At 74.1% G+C, this 15,756-nt stretch carries 14 protein-coding genes and 2 tRNA genes; 9 read left to right on the forward strand and 7 right to left on the reverse strand.

The genetic code is table 11. The features are described from left to right. Window positions 1-38: 38 nt before the first annotated feature. Together ABD240_RS01690 and ABD240_RS01695 are read right to left on the reverse strand one after the other, a co-directional pair. Window positions 39-112: transfer RNA gene (locus ABD240_RS01690), tRNA-Met, on the reverse strand. A 230-nt stretch (window positions 113-342) separates the two neighbouring features. Continuing rightward, window positions 343-416: transfer RNA gene (locus tag ABD240_RS01695), tRNA-Met, on the reverse strand. 166 nt (window positions 417-582) lie between these two features. On the opposite strand from ABD240_RS01695, the gene ABD240_RS01700 reads away from it, so the two are divergent. The 7 genes from ABD240_RS01700 (at window position 583) to ABD240_RS01730 (ending at window position 9,314) form a co-directional block, all read left to right on the forward strand. Next, window positions 583-1,866: a glycosyltransferase family protein gene (locus tag ABD240_RS01700; protein WP_344334643.1), complete on the forward strand. Its 1,284-nt coding sequence runs from the start codon at window positions 583-585 to the stop codon at window positions 1,864-1,866. 49 nt (window positions 1,867-1,915) lie between these two features. Beyond that, window positions 1,916-3,277: a glycosyltransferase family 4 protein gene (locus ABD240_RS01705; protein WP_425546989.1), complete on the forward strand. Its 1,362-nt coding sequence runs from the start codon at window positions 1,916-1,918 to the stop codon at window positions 3,275-3,277. Continuing rightward, a complete protein-coding gene (locus ABD240_RS01710; RefSeq protein ID WP_344334647.1) occupies window positions 3,274-4,437 on the forward strand; it encodes a glycosyltransferase family 4 protein in 1,164 nt (387 codons plus the stop codon). Before ABD240_RS01705 ends, ABD240_RS01710 begins: the two co-directional genes overlap by 4 nt. Next, the gene (locus ABD240_RS01715) at window positions 4,434-6,245 is read left to right on the forward strand and encodes an ABC transporter ATP-binding protein (protein WP_344334649.1); all 1,812 of its coding nucleotides are present in this window, start codon (window positions 4,434-4,436) and stop codon (window positions 6,243-6,245) included. The genes ABD240_RS01710 and ABD240_RS01715 overlap by 4 nt, the downstream gene beginning before the upstream one ends. A 58-nt stretch (window positions 6,246-6,303) precedes the next feature. Further along, on the forward strand, window positions 6,304-7,593 hold the full coding sequence (locus ABD240_RS01720; RefSeq protein WP_291794635.1) for a phosphotransferase: 1,290 nt from the start codon (window positions 6,304-6,306) through the stop codon (window positions 7,591-7,593). Continuing rightward, complete coding sequence (locus ABD240_RS01725; protein ID WP_291794634.1) at window positions 7,590-8,621, forward strand: hypothetical protein; 1,032 nt, start codon at window positions 7,590-7,592, stop codon at window positions 8,619-8,621. Before ABD240_RS01720 ends, ABD240_RS01725 begins: the two co-directional genes overlap by 4 nt. A gap of 144 nt (window positions 8,622-8,765) precedes the next feature. Next, window positions 8,766-9,314, forward strand: a complete 549-nt coding sequence (locus tag ABD240_RS01730; protein WP_291794633.1) for a YceI family protein — start codon at window positions 8,766-8,768, stop codon at window positions 9,312-9,314. 204 nt (window positions 9,315-9,518) lie between these two features. On the opposite strand, the gene ABD240_RS01735 is transcribed toward ABD240_RS01730, so the two are convergent. From ABD240_RS01735 to ABD240_RS01755, 5 genes are all read right to left on the reverse strand, one after another. Continuing rightward, window positions 9,519-10,739, reverse strand: coding sequence for an aminotransferase class I/II-fold pyridoxal phosphate-dependent enzyme (locus ABD240_RS01735; RefSeq protein ID WP_291794632.1), 1,221 nt, complete (start codon window positions 10,737-10,739; stop codon window positions 9,519-9,521). Beyond that, window positions 10,736-11,578 carry a histidinol-phosphatase gene (gene hisN, locus ABD240_RS01740; protein WP_291794630.1) on the reverse strand — a complete coding sequence of 281 codons (843 nt, stop codon included), beginning with the start codon at window positions 11,576-11,578 and terminating at the stop codon, window positions 10,736-10,738. Before hisN ends, ABD240_RS01735 begins: the two co-directional genes overlap by 4 nt. Window positions 11,579-11,666: 88 nt before the next feature. Next, on the reverse strand, window positions 11,667-12,689 hold the full coding sequence (rsgA, locus tag ABD240_RS01745; protein WP_291794628.1) for a ribosome small subunit-dependent GTPase A: 1,023 nt from the start codon (window positions 12,687-12,689) through the stop codon (window positions 11,667-11,669). A gap of 12 nt (window positions 12,690-12,701) precedes the next feature. Then, entirely contained in the window at window positions 12,702-13,949 is a 1,248-nt protein-coding gene (gene aroA / locus ABD240_RS01750) for a 3-phosphoshikimate 1-carboxyvinyltransferase (RefSeq protein WP_344334654.1), read from the reverse strand. A 135-nt stretch (window positions 13,950-14,084) separates the two neighbouring features. Then, on the reverse strand, window positions 14,085-14,585 hold the full coding sequence (locus ABD240_RS01755; RefSeq protein ID WP_344334655.1) for a DoxX family membrane protein: 501 nt from the start codon (window positions 14,583-14,585) through the stop codon (window positions 14,085-14,087). Between the two features lie 199 nt (window positions 14,586-14,784). On the opposite strand from ABD240_RS01755, the gene ABD240_RS01760 reads away from it, so the two are divergent. Together ABD240_RS01760 and rsrA are read left to right on the forward strand one after the other, a co-directional pair. Next, entirely contained in the window at window positions 14,785-15,441 is a 657-nt protein-coding gene (locus tag ABD240_RS01760) for a sigma-70 family RNA polymerase sigma factor (protein WP_291794651.1), read from the forward strand. Beyond that, window positions 15,438-15,734: a mycothiol system anti-sigma-R factor gene (gene rsrA, locus ABD240_RS01765; RefSeq protein WP_291794648.1), complete on the forward strand. Its 297-nt coding sequence runs from the start codon at window positions 15,438-15,440 to the stop codon at window positions 15,732-15,734. Before ABD240_RS01760 ends, rsrA begins: the two co-directional genes overlap by 4 nt. The last annotated feature ends 22 nt before the right edge of the window (window positions 15,735-15,756 follow it).

Genomic DNA, 15,756 nt, shown 5'->3' on the forward strand with positions numbered 1-15,756 from the left:
GCCTGATCAGCATTTCTGCTGATCAGGCCCTTCTCTCGTGGCGGGGAGGGGATTTGAACCCCTGACCTCCGGGTTATGAGCCCGGCGAGCTACCGAACTGCTCCACCCCGCGGCAACAGATGAAACCCTACCCCAACCCGACCCTCCGCGCAAAACGACTGCGGGAGCGGTCAGGCAGTGCCCCGGGTGCAGGATCGCCCGGGCGGGCACGGGATGACGACGCAGCACGTCCGGGCACCGGCCTGACTCCTGTGCCCTCCGCGGGCGGGCAGCTCTATCACTGCCGCGTGGAATGCCGAAGGGCCCTGACCAGCATTCCTGCTGATCAGGGCCCTTCTCTCGTGGCGGGGAGGGGATTTGAACCCCTGACCTCCGGGTTATGAGCCCGGCGAGCTACCGAACTGCTCCACCCCGCGTCGACATGTACGACTCTACGCGGTGAACCTCGGGTGAACCAAACCGGAACCGGGTGATCTGCGGCACAGTCCTGCGTCCGTCGGTGTGAGGGACCGCCCGCGTCCAGATGAGAACCTCCTCATCGTCGTCTCATCGGTCCCTCACACCGCCTGCCCAGGATGGTGGGTGACACAGCAGACGGACGGGAGGCCGCAGATGACGGCGACGGTGGTGCTCTACTCGCACGACTCGGTGGGGCTCGGACACGCGCGGCGCAATCGCGCCCTCGCGCACGCTCTGGCAGAGCATCTGCCGGGGCTCCTCGGGGAGGAGGTGAGCGGCCTGCTCATCGCGGGGCACCCGGACGCGCCCGCGGACAGCCTCCCGGACGGCTGGGACTGGCTGGTGCTGCCCGGGTTCGACCGGACGGACGACGGCTATGCCGCGCGCCGGCTGCGGCTGACGGTGGAGCGCCTGGCCGCCGTGCGCGGCGCGACCATGGCAGGCGTCATGGACTCGCTGAGCCCTGACCTGTTCATCGCGGACCGCCATCCGCTGGGCGTGGACGGTGAACTGAGACCTGTGCTCTCCCTGCTGCGCGAGCGCCATCGCTGCGCCACCGTGCTCGGCCTGCGCGATGTGCTGGACTCCCCGCGGGCCGTCCAGGCGGAATGGGCGGCCGCCGGCGGTGCCGAGGCGGTGGCCGATGCCTACGACGCCGTCTGGATCTACGGCGACAGGCGCGTCTACTGCCCGGTGTCCACGGGAGAGGTGCCTGCCGGGCTCGCCTCGCGCAGCCTGTCCACCGGCTATCTCGCACAGGGCCGGCCGGAGGACGCCGGTGCCGCGGTGGAGGGCTCCTATGTCCTCACGGTGGTGGGCGGAGGCTCCGACGGAGCACCGGTGGCGCGCGCCGCCGCAGCCGCACCTCCGCCGCGCGGGCACCGGCACCTGGTCGTCACCGGCCCGCAGATGCCCGAGGAGCAGGTGCGTGCGATCCGGCTGCTCGCGCGCCCGGAGACCACCGTGCTGCGCTCCGTCCCGCACGTGCCCGCACTCCTCAGGGACGCCGCTGCGGCGGTGACGATGGGCGGGTACAACACCCTGGCCGAGGTGATGGCCACGACCACCCCCGCGCTCGTGGTCCCGCGCCGGTCCCGGCGTGCCGAGCAGCCGCGCCGTGCGGCCGCGCTCGCGGCGGCGGGCGCCGTCGAGGTGCTCCCCGCCGAGGCCTGCGAACCCCAGGCGCTGAGCGCCTGGTTCGCGAAGGCCGTCGGCACGGCCGTGGACAGGAGCGCCATCGACCTCGGCGGACTCTCCCGTGCCGCGGAGCTCGCAGCCCAGCTCATCCGCGCCCGTCGCGCGGCACCGATGCACTCGCCGCATCCGACGGGCGTGCCCCGGGCACGGGCCGCCTCGCGGCCTGCCCGCGTCCCCACACCTCTGGAGGCACTCGCCCATGCGCACTGACCACCTGCCCGCCGGCAGCTCATCTGCGGTCCGCCCGCCCGCGGTCCGCATGCCCGAGGCCCACTCGCCGTCCGGACAGCCGCTCGGCGCCGGTCCGCCCTCGGGCCGTCCCACCATCGGCTACGTGCTCAAGATGTATCCGCGGTTCTCTGAGACCTTCGTCGTCTCCGAGATCCTCGCCCGCGAGGCGCGCGGGGAATCGCTCGTGATCTTCTCCCTGCGGCCCAGCACGGACACGCGCTTCCACCCCGAGCTGGCCCGTGTGCAGGCACCGGTGATCCACGTGCCGCGGCCCTCGTCCGCCCACGGATGGTGGGAGACCTGGCGCACGGCCGGCGCGGACCCGGCGACGGCCGCGGGTCTGGTCACGGCGCTGCCCGCCCTGCTGGAGGCCGCGCACGACGACGCGGGACAGGCCGTGGCGCTCGCGGCGCTGGCCCGCGCCCACGGCGTCACCCACCTCCACGCGCACTTCGCCTCCGTCGCCACCCGGGTCGCGCGCCTGACCGGCCTGATCGCGGGCCTCCCGTACTCCTTCACGGCGCACGCCAAGGACATCTTCCACGAGGACCTGGACCCGGAGCTGCTGCGGACCGCGCTCGCCGGCGCGCACCACGCCGTCACCATCAGCGAGTACAACATGGCGCACCTGCGGTCCCGGTTCCCGGACGAGTGCGGACGCCTGCACCTCGTGCGCAACGGACTGGAGCTGGACCGCTTCGAGTACGCGCCCCGGCCGGCTCCCGCCGTTCCCGCCCGGGTCCTCGCGGTGGGCCGGCTCGTGGAGAAGAAGGGCTTCCGCCACCTGATCGACGCGGTGGACCGCCTCCGCGCCGCGGGCGAGGAGGTGACCGCGGACATCGTGGGCGACGGCCCGCTGCGGGAGGAGCTCGAGGCGGACATCGCGGCCCGGGGCCTCGGTGGAGCGGTCTCGCTGCTGGGACCGCGGACGCAGGAGGAGGTGGTGCGCCTGCTGGGCAGTCACGACGTGTTCGCCGCGCCGTTCGTGGTGGGTGCCGACGGCAATACCGACGGCCTCCCCACCGTGCTGCTCGAGGCGATGGCCCGGGGCATCCGCTGCGTCGCGGCGGACGTGACCGCGGTGAGCGAGGTGATCGTCACGGGGGAGACCGGCTGGCTCGTGCCCAGCGGCGATCCGGCTGCGCTCGCCCGCGCTCTCGCCGAGGCCGTGCACGCGGGCCCGTCCAGCCTCGCCCAGGCGGAGCGGGCCCGGGTGCTCGTCGAGCGCCGCTACGACTCCCGCCGCCAGGCGGCCGAGCTGGCCGCACTGGTGACCGAGGGCTCGTGCGGGGCGGAGGGCTCACCTGCGACCGTGGGGGAGCGCGGACGCCCGGCGGGCACCGACGGCCCGAGCGGCCGGCGCGGTGCGGAGGAGAGGATCCCGGCATGAGGATCGCCTATCTCCTCGCAGACCCCGGCATCGGCGTCTTCGGGACGAAGGGGGCCTCCGTCCACGTGCAGGAGGTGGTGCGGGCGCTCATCGCACTGGGGCACCAGGTGACGGTGTTCTGCGTGCGCAGCGACGAGTCCGTGCCGCCGGACCTGGAGGATCTCGAGGTCGTCCGCGTCCCGCTGGGGCGTGCGGCGGACGCCGCGGAGCGCGAGGTGCGGGTCGCGGAGGCGGCACGGGCGCTCGCGGCCGCCGCAGTCGCGCACCCGGACTCCTTCGACCTGGTCTACGAGCGCTACTCCCTCTTCAGCACGGCGGGGGAGGAGGCGTCCCGTGCGCTGGGCATCCCCCTGGTGCTGGAGGTGAATGCCCCGCTCATCGAGGAGCAGCGCACCCACAGGGAGCTGCACGACGCGGAGGCCGCGCTCGCCGCGACACTCCGCCAGTTCCGCCGGGCCGAGGTCCTGGTCTGCGTCTCCGCCCAGGTGGCCCGGTGGGCGGGCACGATGTGCCCGGAGGCCGCCGGCCGCGCCGTCGTCGTCCCCAACGGCGTGGACGTGACGCGGATCTGCCCGGCGCAGCCCTCCCTGCGCCGTGATGCGCGCTTCACGGTGGGCTTCGTGGGCACGCTCAAGCCCTGGCACGGCACCGAGGTCCTCCTCGAGGCCTTCGCCCGTGCGTGCCGCTCCGCCGCGGACGACTGGCGGCTCGACATCTGCGGCGCCGGTCCGGAGCTGGCTGCGCTGCGGGAGCGCGCACACGCCCTGGGGATCGCCGAGCGGACGGTGTTCCGTGGTGCGCTGCCGCCGCACAGGGTCCCGGAGATGCTCGCCGGCCTGGACATCGCCGTCGCACCCTACCCGCCCGGCCCGCACTACTTCTCCCCGCTCAAGGTCTACGAGTACCTGGCCGCCGGACTTCCCGTCGTCGCCTCGGCCGTGGGGGACCTGCCCGCGCTGCTGGGGGACGGCGAGCGGGGCCTCCTCGTCCCGCCCGGTGATCCCGCTGCGCTCGCCTCCTCCCTCCGGATCCTCGCGGCGGATCCGGCGCTGCGGGCGCGCATGGGGGCGTCCGCACGGGCCGCGGCCGTGGCGGAGCACTCCTGGACCGGGCGCTGCGCGCAGTGGCTCGGGCTGCTCGAGGGGGTGCCGGTGCCATGAAGAGCAGTGCGCGCCGCCTGCACCGCCAGGCGCTCATGCGGACCCTGCGCATGCTCCTCCCGCACCTGCGGCGCCACCGCCTGCTGGCGCTGGGAGGTCTCCTCGCCCTCGCCGGCGACGTCGTGTTCCGGGTGCTGGAGCCCTGGCCGGTCAAGCACGCCGTGGACGCCGTCACCGCCGCGCTGGGGGCCGAGGTGGCAGGGCGAACCGGAGGCGACCAGGACACCGTCACCGTGCTCGTGACCTGGGCGCTCCTCCTCGCACTCCTCGCCGGGGGCCGCGCGGCCTGCAACTACGCCTCGACGGTGGCCTTCGCCCTCGTGGGCTCACGCGTGGCCACGGAGCTGCGCTCGCGGGTCTTCGACCACGTCCAGTCGCTGTCCCTGCGCTACCACTCGCGCGCTTCCGTGGGGGACACCTCGCAGCGGCTCGTGGGCGACGTCGGACGCCTGCAGGAGGTGGCGGTGACGGCGGGACTCCCGCTCGTGGGCAATGTGCTCACCCTGGTGGTGCTGCTGGGGGTCGTCATCGTGCTGGACCCGCTGCTCTCCGCGGTGGTCCTCGCGGCCGGCTGCTGCTACCTGCTCCTCTCCCACTACTCCGCGCCGCGGATCACCGACGCGTCCCGTGCCACGCGCAGGGGAGAGGGGCAGCTGGTGAGCTCTGCCGCCGAGGCCCTGGGCGCCATCCGTGTCGTGCAGGCCTACGGGCTGGAGCAGACCGTCGCCGCGGACTTCGCCGGAGGGAACGAACGTGCCCTCCGTGCCGGGGTCCGGGCACGGCGGCTGGCCGCAGGGCTCGAGAGGTCCACGGACCTCCTCGTGGGAGCGGCGACCGCGGCGGTCCTGGGCATAGGGGGCTGGCAGGTGCTGCGCGGGGAGATGACGCCGGGCGACATGGTGCTCTTCCTCATGTACCTCAAGCTCGCGATGAAGCCGCTGCGGGACATGGCGAAGTACACCGGCCGGATCGCCCGGGCGAGCGCCTCCGGGGAGCGGATCGCCGACCTGCTCGAGGAGCCGGTGGAGATCTGCGACCCCACCCCGCCGCTGGAGATGGGCCACGTGGACGGCGACCTCGTCTTCGACCGCGTCTGCGCACGGGACGGTCACGGCAGAGAGCTGTTCTCCGGGCTCAGCCTGCACATCCCGAGCGGCCAGCGGGTGGGTCTGCTGGGTCCGTCCGGCGCGGGCAAGTCCACGCTGGTGGGCTATCTCCTCCGCCTCGCGGACCCGGATGCGGGGAACGTGCTGGTGGACGGCTACGACACCCGCAGGGTGACGCGCGCGAGCCTGCGCGCGCACGTGTCGATCCTCCTGCAGGAGTCCGTGCTCTTCGCGGGCACCGTCCGTGACAACATCCGGTTCGGCCGGCTCGACGCCACGGACGCGGAGGTGGAGCACGCGGCGCGCCGTGCGGGGGCGCACGAGTTCGTCGCAGCCCTGCCCCAGGGCTACGACACGCTCCTCGGTCCGCGCGGCGACACGCTCTCCGGCGGCCAGCGGCAGCGGATCGCCATCGCCCGCGCCCTCGTCCGCGACGCTCCCGTGGTGGTCCTCGACGAGGCGACCACGGGGCTCGACCCGCTCGCCCGCGCACGCGTCGCGGCCTCGGTCGAGGAGCTCACCCGGGGGAGGACGACGCTGGCGATCACGCACGACCTCGGCATGCTCCGCGGGCTGGACCGCCTGCTGTGGCTGGAGGACGGCAGGATCGTGGAGGACGGCGCCCCGGCGGAGCTGTTCGGCCGGCCGGGCGGGCGCGTGGCCCACTGGGCCGCGGCGCAGACGAGGGAGGCCCGCGCATGAGGGCGCGCCTGGCAGCGCGGACCCGAGCGCCCCGGAAGCACCGGTGGGAGGCGCGCGCATGAGGCCGGCGCACGGGGACGCCACCGGTGCCGTGGACCGCACTGCCGGGCTGCGGCGCATCGCGGAGATGGCCGCGGTGCCGCGCGCAGACGAGGTGCTCGATCCCACTCGGCTGTCGTCGCTGCTGGGGGTGCGGGCCGCGCCGCGGTACCTGCGGATGAAGCCCGGTCGCAGCCTCGTCGTCGCCTGGGAGGAACCGGACGGTGAGGGCGCCCGGAGCTGGACCGGCGGCCACGGCTGGACGGGCATCTTCGCCGACAGCGACAAGCGCGACAACGCGGTGCGCCGTGCCCGCCGCGCGGGTGTCCCGCTCGTCGAGCACACAGCGGCGGGCGGCGGGGGACCGCACCTGCTCTCCGGACCGGTCTGGGCCGATCCGTCCCTCGTCTCGCAGCTGTCACGGGTGCGGGCGGAGGCGGTGCCGGGCACGCGGTGGGAGGTGCTGCGCTTCAACCCCCGCAGGCGCCTGGTGCTCCGGGCCGAGGACTCCTCCGGGGCGCGCGTGCTGCGGACGGCGGCCGGCGGCAGCGGAGCTCTCGCGGAAGCGACGCGGCTCTGGGCGCGCCTGGGCGCTCCTGTCCTGCCGGCGGAGGTGCGCGGACGGGTCCGCGGTCCGGACGGGGCGGGCACGGTGGTCTCGCCCTGGTGGGGCGCCGGAGATCTGCGGGCGCACCCGGAGGAGGCCGCCGCACGGAGTGCGGGGCGTGCCGTGGCGGCGGTCCATCGCCGTTCGCTGCGCGGCCTCCGCCCCGGGTCCGGGGCACCGGCGCTCCCGCGGACCGGGGTGCGTGTCCTCCGGTCCGGACTGGGACCCGCCGCCCGTGCCGTCGCCGCGGCGGCTCCCGCGCTCGGCTCCCGCGCGCGTCGTCTGGCGGACCGCCTCGGGCCCCGCCTGGACGACGGCGGCCCGCGGGTGCTGCTGCACGGAGACCTCTCGCCGGACCAGGTGCTGGTCGACGCCGCGGGGGAGATCCGCCTCATCGACCTCGACCGCGCCGGGGCGGGGCAGGCGGCCCGCGACGTGGGGAGCTGGCTGGCTGCCTGTCGCGGCGCGGGTCTGCCCCGGCTCGCCGCAGCGTTCACGGACGGCTACCGGGAGGTCGCCGAGGCCCGGGCCTCCGGCAGCGACGAGGGCCGTCTCCTGCGGACCGCCCTCGCCGGTGCCGCCGTGTGGGAGGCCCACGCGCTCGTCCTCGGAGCGCTGGACCCCCTGCGGCGGCTGGCACCGGACTGGCAGTCCCAGCTGGAGCGTCGACTGCGCGAGGCCGAGGAGGTGAGCGGGCTGTGAGGCTCCCGCCGGCGGAATGCGAGCACGGGGGAGTCCGGTGGACCGTGCGCCGGGCCTGGCCCGAGGGGGACGGGCACATCGTCCTCGAGGCGACCTCTCCGGACGGCCGGGTGCGGGCGGGCCGCCTCGGAGCGGACGGCATCGTCCTGCTGGAGGAGGGGTGCGACCCCCGTCTCCCGGCACTCACGGCCGCGGCGGCGGAGGGGACCGTCGTCTCGCACCGGCCGGGGAAGCGGGCGGTGGTGCGCAGCGCAGACAACGGTCGCTTCGTGAAGATCGTCCGGCCGGGACGGACCGCGGGGATCCTCGCGGGCATCGAGCGCGCCGCGTCCTTCGCCCGGTGGTTCCGCATGCCGAAGGTCCTCGACCACGATGAGACGACGGTGACGTTCGCGGCACTCGCAGGCACGAGCCTCCACGACTGCGCGGCGTTCAGCGCGGCGGAGTGGGACCGGGCCTGGGCGGAGACCGCAGCGGCGTGGGCGCGGGCGGTCTCCGGTCCGGAGCGCGGGGCGGTGCGGTGGGGAGCGGTCCACGATTCCGCCGCGGAGGCGGAAGTCCTCCGCACATGGTGTGAACGCGCGGCACCCCTCATGGGCGCCGAGCGCACCGGATACGCCGCCGCGGTCGAGGAGGCGGCCGCGGACCTCTGCGCCCCGGCGGTCCGCGACCGCGTCCGGAGGCCGTCCCACAGGGACCTGCACGACAAGCAGCTGCTGTGGGACGCCGCTGCCGGGCCCGGACTGCTGGACGCGGACACCGCCTGCCTCGCGGACCCGGCCCTCGACCTCGGCAACCTGCGTGCCCATGCGCTGTGGCGCGCGCGGCAGGGTGTGTGGACCGCCGAGCGCGCCGCGACGGTGCTCACGCGGCTGCGGGAGGCCGGGGCGCGGGAGGGTGTGCCGCCCGCGGCGACGCATCTCTACGAGCGGGCGGCGCTGCTGCGCCTCGGATGCGTCTACGCCTTCAGGCCCGCGTGGCACGAGGAAGCGGCCCGGCTGCGGCAGGCCCTCGTCGCCGCTCGGTGAATGCTCCGTGAAGAGGGAGCGCACGGTCTTCCCCCATGCAGTGACAGCTGTCACAGTGAAAATCCGGGCACCCTCTTGCCGCTAGTTAAAACTTCAACTAATGTGGGCGTTGTTGTTGAACATTGAACTACATGAGGAGCAGCCATGACCGCACTTCCCGCAGGACTCACCGCCGGCACCTGGAACGTGGACGCCACCCACTCCGAGTTCGCCTTCGTCGCACGCCACGCCGGCGTCTCCAAGGTCCGCGGCCTCTTCACCGTCATCGGCGGTGCCGTCGAGGTGGGTGAGACCCTCGAGGACTCGACGGTCTCCGCGACGGCGGAGGCCGCCTCGATCACGACCGGGAACGAACAGCGCGACGGCCACCTGCGCACGGGGGACTTCCTCCTCGCGGACGAGTACCCGGAGATCACCTTCGCCTCCACCGCGGTGGAGAACGTCGACGGACCCGAGTTCGACCTGCGCGGCGTCCTCACCATCCGCGGGGTGGAGCGTGAGGTCGTGTTCCACGCCGAGTTCAACGGCGCGGCCGAGGATCCGGGCGGCAACATGGTGGCGGGCTTCTCCGCGACCGGCACGGTGAACCGCAAGGACTTCGGCATGAGCTTCGACGCCGTGCTCAAGGGCGGAGAGCTCCTCGTGTCCGACAAGATCGCGGTGAACATCGAGATCGAGGCGGTGCGCGCCTGAGGCGAGTGCGTGCGTCCGGCATGACGACGCGTGCCTGAGCGCTGCGGGCGGTGGGGATGTCCCCACCGCCCGCAGCGCTCTGTGCCTCCTGCCCCGGCTGTCCGCGCCCAAGGTGCTCCGCGCGCGATGCCCGTCCGGCCTCGGCCCCGCACGTGCGCGGTTCTCTGCCGGGTGTGCGGAGGGGCTCAGCGGCTGCGGACGAACTCAGAGGCTGCGGGCGAACTCCCGGATCCGCTCCGCCGCGAGGTCCACGTCCGCCGCGCTCTTGCAGAACGAATAGCGGATCACGGAACGCAGCCGGCCGGCCGTGGGGGAGCCCGCGGCGCAGAGGGCAGGCGCGGGGATCCCCGTCACCCCCGCCTCCCGTGTGAGACGGGCGTTGAGCGCCGCGGCGTCCTCGTCGGTGACCTCCGCGAAGTCCGCGAGCGCGAAGTATCCGGAGGCGGGTGAGTCCACGTGCACGCCGGGCACCTCGCGCAGGGCGTCGAGGAGGACGTCGCGGCGTGCGGCCAGCGCCTGTGCGTTCTCCCGCAGGAACTCCGGATGCTCACGGAGCGCCGCCGCGACGGCCGGCTGCAGCGGGGCGCCGGAGACGAACGTGAGGAACTGCTTGACGGACTGCACCGCCTGCACGACGGCGGGCGCGCCGATGAGCCAGCCCACCTTCCAGCCGGTGGCGTTGAAGGCCTTCCCCGCCGAGGAGACCGTGACGATCCGTGGATCGTCCACCAGCGCCGCGAGTGCAGTGTGGCGGGCGTCGAACACGAGGTGCTCGTAGACCTCGTCGGTCAGCACCCGCGCGCCGCTGGGTTCGACGATCTCCCAGATCCGGCGAAGATCCTCCTCGTCCAGGACGAGGCCGGTGGGGTTGTGCGGGGTGTTGAGCAGGACGACCGAGGTCTGCGGGCCCACTGCGGCCGTGAGGGCCTCGAAGTCCACGGCCGGTCCCGTGGGGGTCTGACGCAGACCCACCGGGCGGATCCGCGCGCCGCTCAGTGCCGCCGCAGCGGCGTAGGAGTCGTAGTACGGCTCCAGCACCACGACCTCGGACCCGGCCGGTGCCAGCGCCACGAGCGCGGCGGTGAGGGCCTCCGTGGCCCCGGTCGTCACGAGCACGTCCGCGGGATCCGTGCGCTGTCCCCAGTCCCGCAGCCGCTGCTCCGCGACCGCCTCCCGCAGCGCCGGCAGACCCTGCGGCGGCGAGTACTGGTTGTGGCCGGCGAGCATCGCCCGGTGCGCGGACTCGAGGAGGAAGCCCGGGGCGGGATCGCCCGGCGCGCCCTGCCCCAGATTCACCGCGCCGTGCGCGGCCGCGAGCTGCGTCATCTGCCCGAAGACGGTCTGCTCCACCGTGCCGTCGGGGGCGACGAGGCCCGCGGCGGCAGCCATGCGGTGCCACAGCGGTTCCGTGCCGGCCGGGCTCATGCCTGCGTCTCCTCACCCGTGCGGCGCCCGCCTGGCGTGTCCGCCACAGGCGTCCCGCCCGGTGCCGCCCCCAGCGCGTCGAGCGCATATGCGTGCAGTGCGCCGTTGCTCGCCACGGCGTCGCTGCCGAAGGGCCCCGGCCTGCCGGAGAGAGAGGTGAACACCCCTCCGGCCTCCGTCACGATCGGGACGAGGGCGGCCATGTCGTAGAGTTCGAGCTCCGGCTCGCAGGCGAGGTCCACGACCCCTTCCGCGACCAGCATGTAGGACCAGAAGTCGCCGTAGGCGCGCGTCCTCCACACCGCGTCCGTGAGTGCGAGGAAGCGCTCGCGCAGACCGCGCTCCGCCCAGCCGCTCAGCGAGGAGTAGGAGAGCGAGGCATCGGCGGGTGAGGTCACACCGGACACCGTCAGCCGCTCCGGCGGGCCGCCGGCCACGCTGCGGTGCGCCCCGCCGCCGGCCTGTGCCCACCACCGGAGGCCGAGTGCAGGGGCGCTCACGACGCCCACCAGCGGCGTCTCCTCGTCGTAGAGGGCGATGAGCGTGGCCCAGACGGGTACTCCGCGGACGAAGTTCTTGGTCCCGTCGATCGGGTCGACGATCCACCTGCGGCCCTCGGCGGAGCCGTGCGCGCCGAACTCCTCGCCCAGCAGCGCATCGGCCGGCCGGGCCTCGGCCAGCCGCGAGGCGATGAGCTCCTCGACGGCGCGGTCCACCTCCGTCACGGGGGTGAGATCCGGCTTGGACTCGACGGAGAAGTTGTGGGAGCGGAAGCGGGGGAGCGCGAGGGCGTCCGCGGCGTCGGCGAGTGCGAGTGCGAGTGCGAGGTCGTCTGCCATGGTCCCACTGTAGGCACACCCCGGCCCGCTGCGCCCCGGAGCCGTCATGCGGACGCCCCGGGGGCCGTGCCGTGAGCGGGGCGAGCCCTCAGCCGAGGCTGCCGAGCAGTCTGCGCAGGGAGGCGAGGCGGCGTGCGCCGGCCGGACCGGCGCGCCCGGACTCCACCCAGGCGTCGAGGGCGCAGCCGGGTGCCCCGGCCGCGTGGGTGCAGCCGCGCGGGCAGTCCGCGGTGGCGGGTGCGAGCTCCTCGAACGCGGCGACGACGGAGTCCGGGACCACGTGGGCCAGGCCGAAGCTGCGGATGCCGGGGGTGTCGATCACCCAGCCGCCGCCGGGCAGGGGCAGGGCCCAGGCCGAGGAGGAGGTGTGGCGGCCGGAGCCCGTCACCGCATTCACCTCGCCGGTGGCCCTGTCCGCGCCGGGCACGAGCTCGTTGATGAGCGTCGACTTGCCCACGCCGGACTGCCCCAGCAGCACCGCCTCCCGTCCGGCGAGCTCCGGCAGCAGGGCAGTGACGCGCGGCCGTCCCGCCTCACCGTAGCCGCACTCCACCACCTGTGCGCCCACGTCCGCGAAGTGCTCCCGCACCGCTCCGGCGGAGGCGAGGTCCGTCTTCGTCACGGCGATGACCGGGCGGATCCCCGCGTCGATGGCGGCGACGAGGGCACGGTCGAGGAAGCCCCAGGAGGGCTCCGGATCGGCCGCCGCCGTCACGAGGACGAGGGTGTCCGCGTTCGCCACGACCACCCGCTCGGTGGGGTCCGTGTCATCGGCGGATCTGCGGAGCACGGTCCTGCGCTCCTCGCGGCCCACGATGCGCGCCAGCGTGCCCTCGTCCCCGCTGACGTCGCCGACGACCCGCACCCGGTCGCCGGGGACGATGGAGCGCCGGCGAACCTGCGCGGCGCGGACGCAGGAGACGATGACGGCCTCGGGGTCCGCCTGTGCGAACGAGGGACCGAGCACCACACGCAGGCGTCCGCGGTCCACGGAGACCACCACGCCCGGGACGGCGTCGGCATGGTCCGGGCGGCGCTTGGTGCGGGGCCTGCTCCCGCGCTTGCTGGGGCGCGGCCGGTACTCCTCCGCGCTCCTGATGATGCGTGCCATGTCCGTACCCGCTCAGGCGTCCACGGCCCGCGTCCAGAGCTCGGGGAACTCCGCGAGGGTCTTGCCGACGGTCTGCGGATCGTCGATCCGCAGACCGGGGACACGGAGCGCGACGATCGCCCCCGCCATCACCATGCGGTGGTCGGCATAGGTGCGCCAGAGCGTCGGGACGGAGGGGGTGCCGGAGATCGTGAGGCTGTCCGGGCCCTCGACCACCTGCGCGCCCGCGCCGGTGAGCTCCGCGGCGAGTGCGCTGAGGCGGTCGGTCTCGTGGCCGCGGAGGTGCCCGATCCCGCGGAGCACGCTCGTGCCGGGGGCGAATGCGGCGACGGCGGCGGTGACGGGCGTGAGCTCGCCCACCTCGGAGAGGTCGAGGTCCACCGGGGCCAGCGTCTGCGGACCGGTGACGGTGAGTCCGGAGCGGTCGAGGTCACAGGTGCCGCCGAACGCCTCCGCGATCTCCCGGAAGCGGTCGCCCGCCTGCTGCGTGTGCGCCGGCCAGTGGGGGACCGTGACGGACCCGCCGGTGACGAGGGCGGCGGAGAGGAATGCGGCGGCGTTGGAGAGATCGGGCTCGACGGTGACGTCGAGGGCCCGAGGCCGGCCCGGCTCCACGACCCAGCGGCCGGGCGCGGGCTCCTCGACGTGGACGCCCGCGTCCGCGAGCACCTCGAGGGTCATGTCGATGTGCGGGCGCGAGGGCAGCGAGGCTCCCGTGTGCACGAGCTCGACGCCGAGGTCGAAGAGGCTGCCGGACAGCAGCAGTCCGGAGACGAACTGACTCGTCGCGGAGGCGTCGATCTCGATGTGGCCGCCCCGCATGCCGCCGGGCGCCTCGACGGTGAAGGGCAGGGTGCCGTTCTCCGCGGACACCTCCGCGCCCAGCGATTCCAGGGCGGTGAGGATCGTCGACATGGGGCGGGAATAGGCCTGCTCGTCGCCGTCGAAGCGCACGCGGCGTCCCGTGGCGGCGGCCAGGGGTGGGACGAAGCGCATGACGGTGCCGGCCAGGCCGCAGTCCACCCGGGCCTCGGCCGGGGCCGTGCCGTCCGTCCCGAGCGGCAGCGGGGCGACGCGCAGGGCTCCCTCGGAGTCCGTGCGTATGTCCGCGCCCAGCGCCCGCAGCGCGGACACCATCAGCTGTGTGTCACGGCTGACGAGCGCGTTGCGGACGACGGACTCCGCATCCGCCGCCGCGGCGAGGACGAGGAAGCGGTTGGTGAGGGACTTGGAGCCGGGGACGCGGACGGTTGCGGACACGGGTCCCGAGGCGGCCGGTGCGGCCCACTGCTCAGGCGGGTCCACCGGTCGGGAAGAGGGCGCAGGACCCGAGGCGGCCGGTGCGGCCCACTGCTCAGGCGAGGGCCCGGGGAGAGGAGAGGCGGAGCTTTCCATTCAGCTGCGGCTGCTCACGGCGTCGACGGCCCGGGCAGAGGTCTTCTCGATGCTCTTGCGCAGGTCCTCGGCGGCGTGCTGGGCGCGCCAGGCGAGCCCGGGCCGGCCGGCCGTGTCCACGGCGGCCAGCAGCGCGCCGCCGAGCAGCGAGGTGCGCGTGAGGAGGTCGCTCCGGCGCGCCGCCTTGTCCTCCTTGGACTCGGCGGCGTCCTGGGAGAGGGCCGTGCCGACGACGTCGAAGAGGTAGGTGCCCACGAGGACGGACGCGCTGAGACGGGGGAGCTTGCCGATCGCGAGCAGGGCCCCGGCGGCCACCTGGGCGGCTCCGGCCGACCGGGCGAGGGTCTCCGGACCCACCGGCAGCTCCACCACGCGTGAGGCCGCGGCGAGGACGGCCTCGGCGGAGCGCTGGGAGCCGCGGGGAGCGCGGACGCGGGAGATGCCGTTGGCGATGTAGGCGCCGGCGAGCAGGGGACGGGCGAGCAGACGGACAGGGCTCACAGTGGGTCCTTCCTTCGTCAGAGAGATCTCTTCTCGCGCCAGCATATCTCTCCGACCGGGAACCAGCCCGACCGAAATCCCCACCGCCGGCCCACCCCGCCGGAATACCCTCCGCGTCCCCTCTGTTGTCCCTGCAGAACGAGGAGGTGGGATGAGCACGCTGACTGCAGTTCCCGCGGAGGAGGACCTACGATGGGTCATGATGACTGAAGCCACGGAGACTCCCCCAGCGGAGACGGACGAGGAGCGCCACGCGCGCTTCGAACGCGACGCTCTCGAGTACGTCAACCAGCTGTACGGTGCAGCGCTGCGCATGACCCGGAATCCCGCGGACGCGGAGGACCTCGTGCAGGAGGCGTACGCGAAGGCGTATTCGGCGTTCCACCAGTACACCCCCGGCACCAACCTCCGGGCGTGGCTGTACCGGATCCTCACCAACACGTTCATCAACAGCTACCGCAGGAAGCAGCGGAGGCCGCAGGAATCGCAGGCGGACGAGATCGAGGACTGGCAGATCCACCGCGCCTCGACGCACTCGTCCTCCGACGGCCGCTCCGCGGAGCTCGAGGCGCTCGACCATCTGCCTGACTCCGACGTCACGGACGCGCTCTCCGCGCTGCCGGAGGACCGGCGCATGGTCGTGTACTACGCGGATGTGGAGGGGATGCCCTACAAGGAGATCGCGGAGGTGATGGGGACCCCCATCGGCACCGTGATGTCCCGGCTGCACCGGGGCCGGCGGCAGCTGCGGGACATGCTGCACGACTACGCGCGGGAGCGCGGGTTCGTCCACCCGGACGAACGCGGGGCGGACGCCCCGGCGGCGTCCCAGGACACGCAGGAGGAGGATTCATGAGCGCAGGAGCACAGGAGGACGAGGACCGCTGCGGTTCTGCGCGTGAGCGGAGCCTCGAGCGCATCTACCACTACCTCGACGGCGAGCTGGAGGCCGCGGAGATCCGGCAGATCCAGACCCATCTCGACTGCTGCACCAACTGCCAGGACGAGTACGAGGTGGAGGCACTGCTCAAGGAGCTCGTGAAGCGCTCCTGCACGGGCAGCGCGCCGGAAGGTCTGCGGGAGCGCATCCAGCAGCGGATCGTGGTGGAGCGCCGGACGACGGTGATCCGGCGGATCGACGGCGGCTGACGGCCGCCGGCACACGCTGAAG

The sequence above is a fragment of the Brevibacterium salitolerans genome (assembly GCF_039531405.1).
Lineage (GTDB): Bacteria > Actinomycetota > Actinomycetes > Actinomycetales > Brevibacteriaceae > Brevibacterium > Brevibacterium salitolerans.

Bases quoted from the DNA above. Each gene is read 5' to 3' on its own strand.
- ABD240_RS01720 (WP_291794635.1), top strand. From the start codon at position 6,304: ATGAGGCCGGCGCACGGGGACGCCACCGGTGCCGTGGACCGCACTGCC.
- ABD240_RS01735 (WP_291794632.1), bottom strand. From the start codon at position 10,739: ATGAGCCCGGCCGGCACGGAACCGCTGTGGCACCGCATGGCTGCCGCC.
- ABD240_RS01705 (WP_425546989.1), top strand. From the start codon at position 1,916: ATGCCCGAGGCCCACTCGCCGTCCGGACAGCCGCTCGGCGCCGGTCCG.
- rsgA (WP_291794628.1), bottom strand. From the start codon at position 12,689: ATGGCACGCATCATCAGGAGCGCGGAGGAGTACCGGCCGCGCCCCAGC.
- ABD240_RS01730 (WP_291794633.1), top strand. From the start codon at position 8,766: ATGACCGCACTTCCCGCAGGACTCACCGCCGGCACCTGGAACGTGGAC.
- ABD240_RS01715 (WP_344334649.1), top strand. From the start codon at position 4,434: ATGAAGAGCAGTGCGCGCCGCCTGCACCGCCAGGCGCTCATGCGGACC.
- rsrA (WP_291794648.1), top strand. From the start codon at position 15,438: ATGAGCGCAGGAGCACAGGAGGACGAGGACCGCTGCGGTTCTGCGCGT.
- hisN (WP_291794630.1), bottom strand. From the start codon at position 11,578: ATGGCAGACGACCTCGCACTCGCACTCGCACTCGCCGACGCCGCGGAC.
- ABD240_RS01710 (WP_344334647.1), top strand. From the start codon at position 3,274: ATGAGGATCGCCTATCTCCTCGCAGACCCCGGCATCGGCGTCTTCGGG.
- ABD240_RS01760 (WP_291794651.1), top strand. From the start codon at position 14,785: ATGATGACTGAAGCCACGGAGACTCCCCCAGCGGAGACGGACGAGGAG.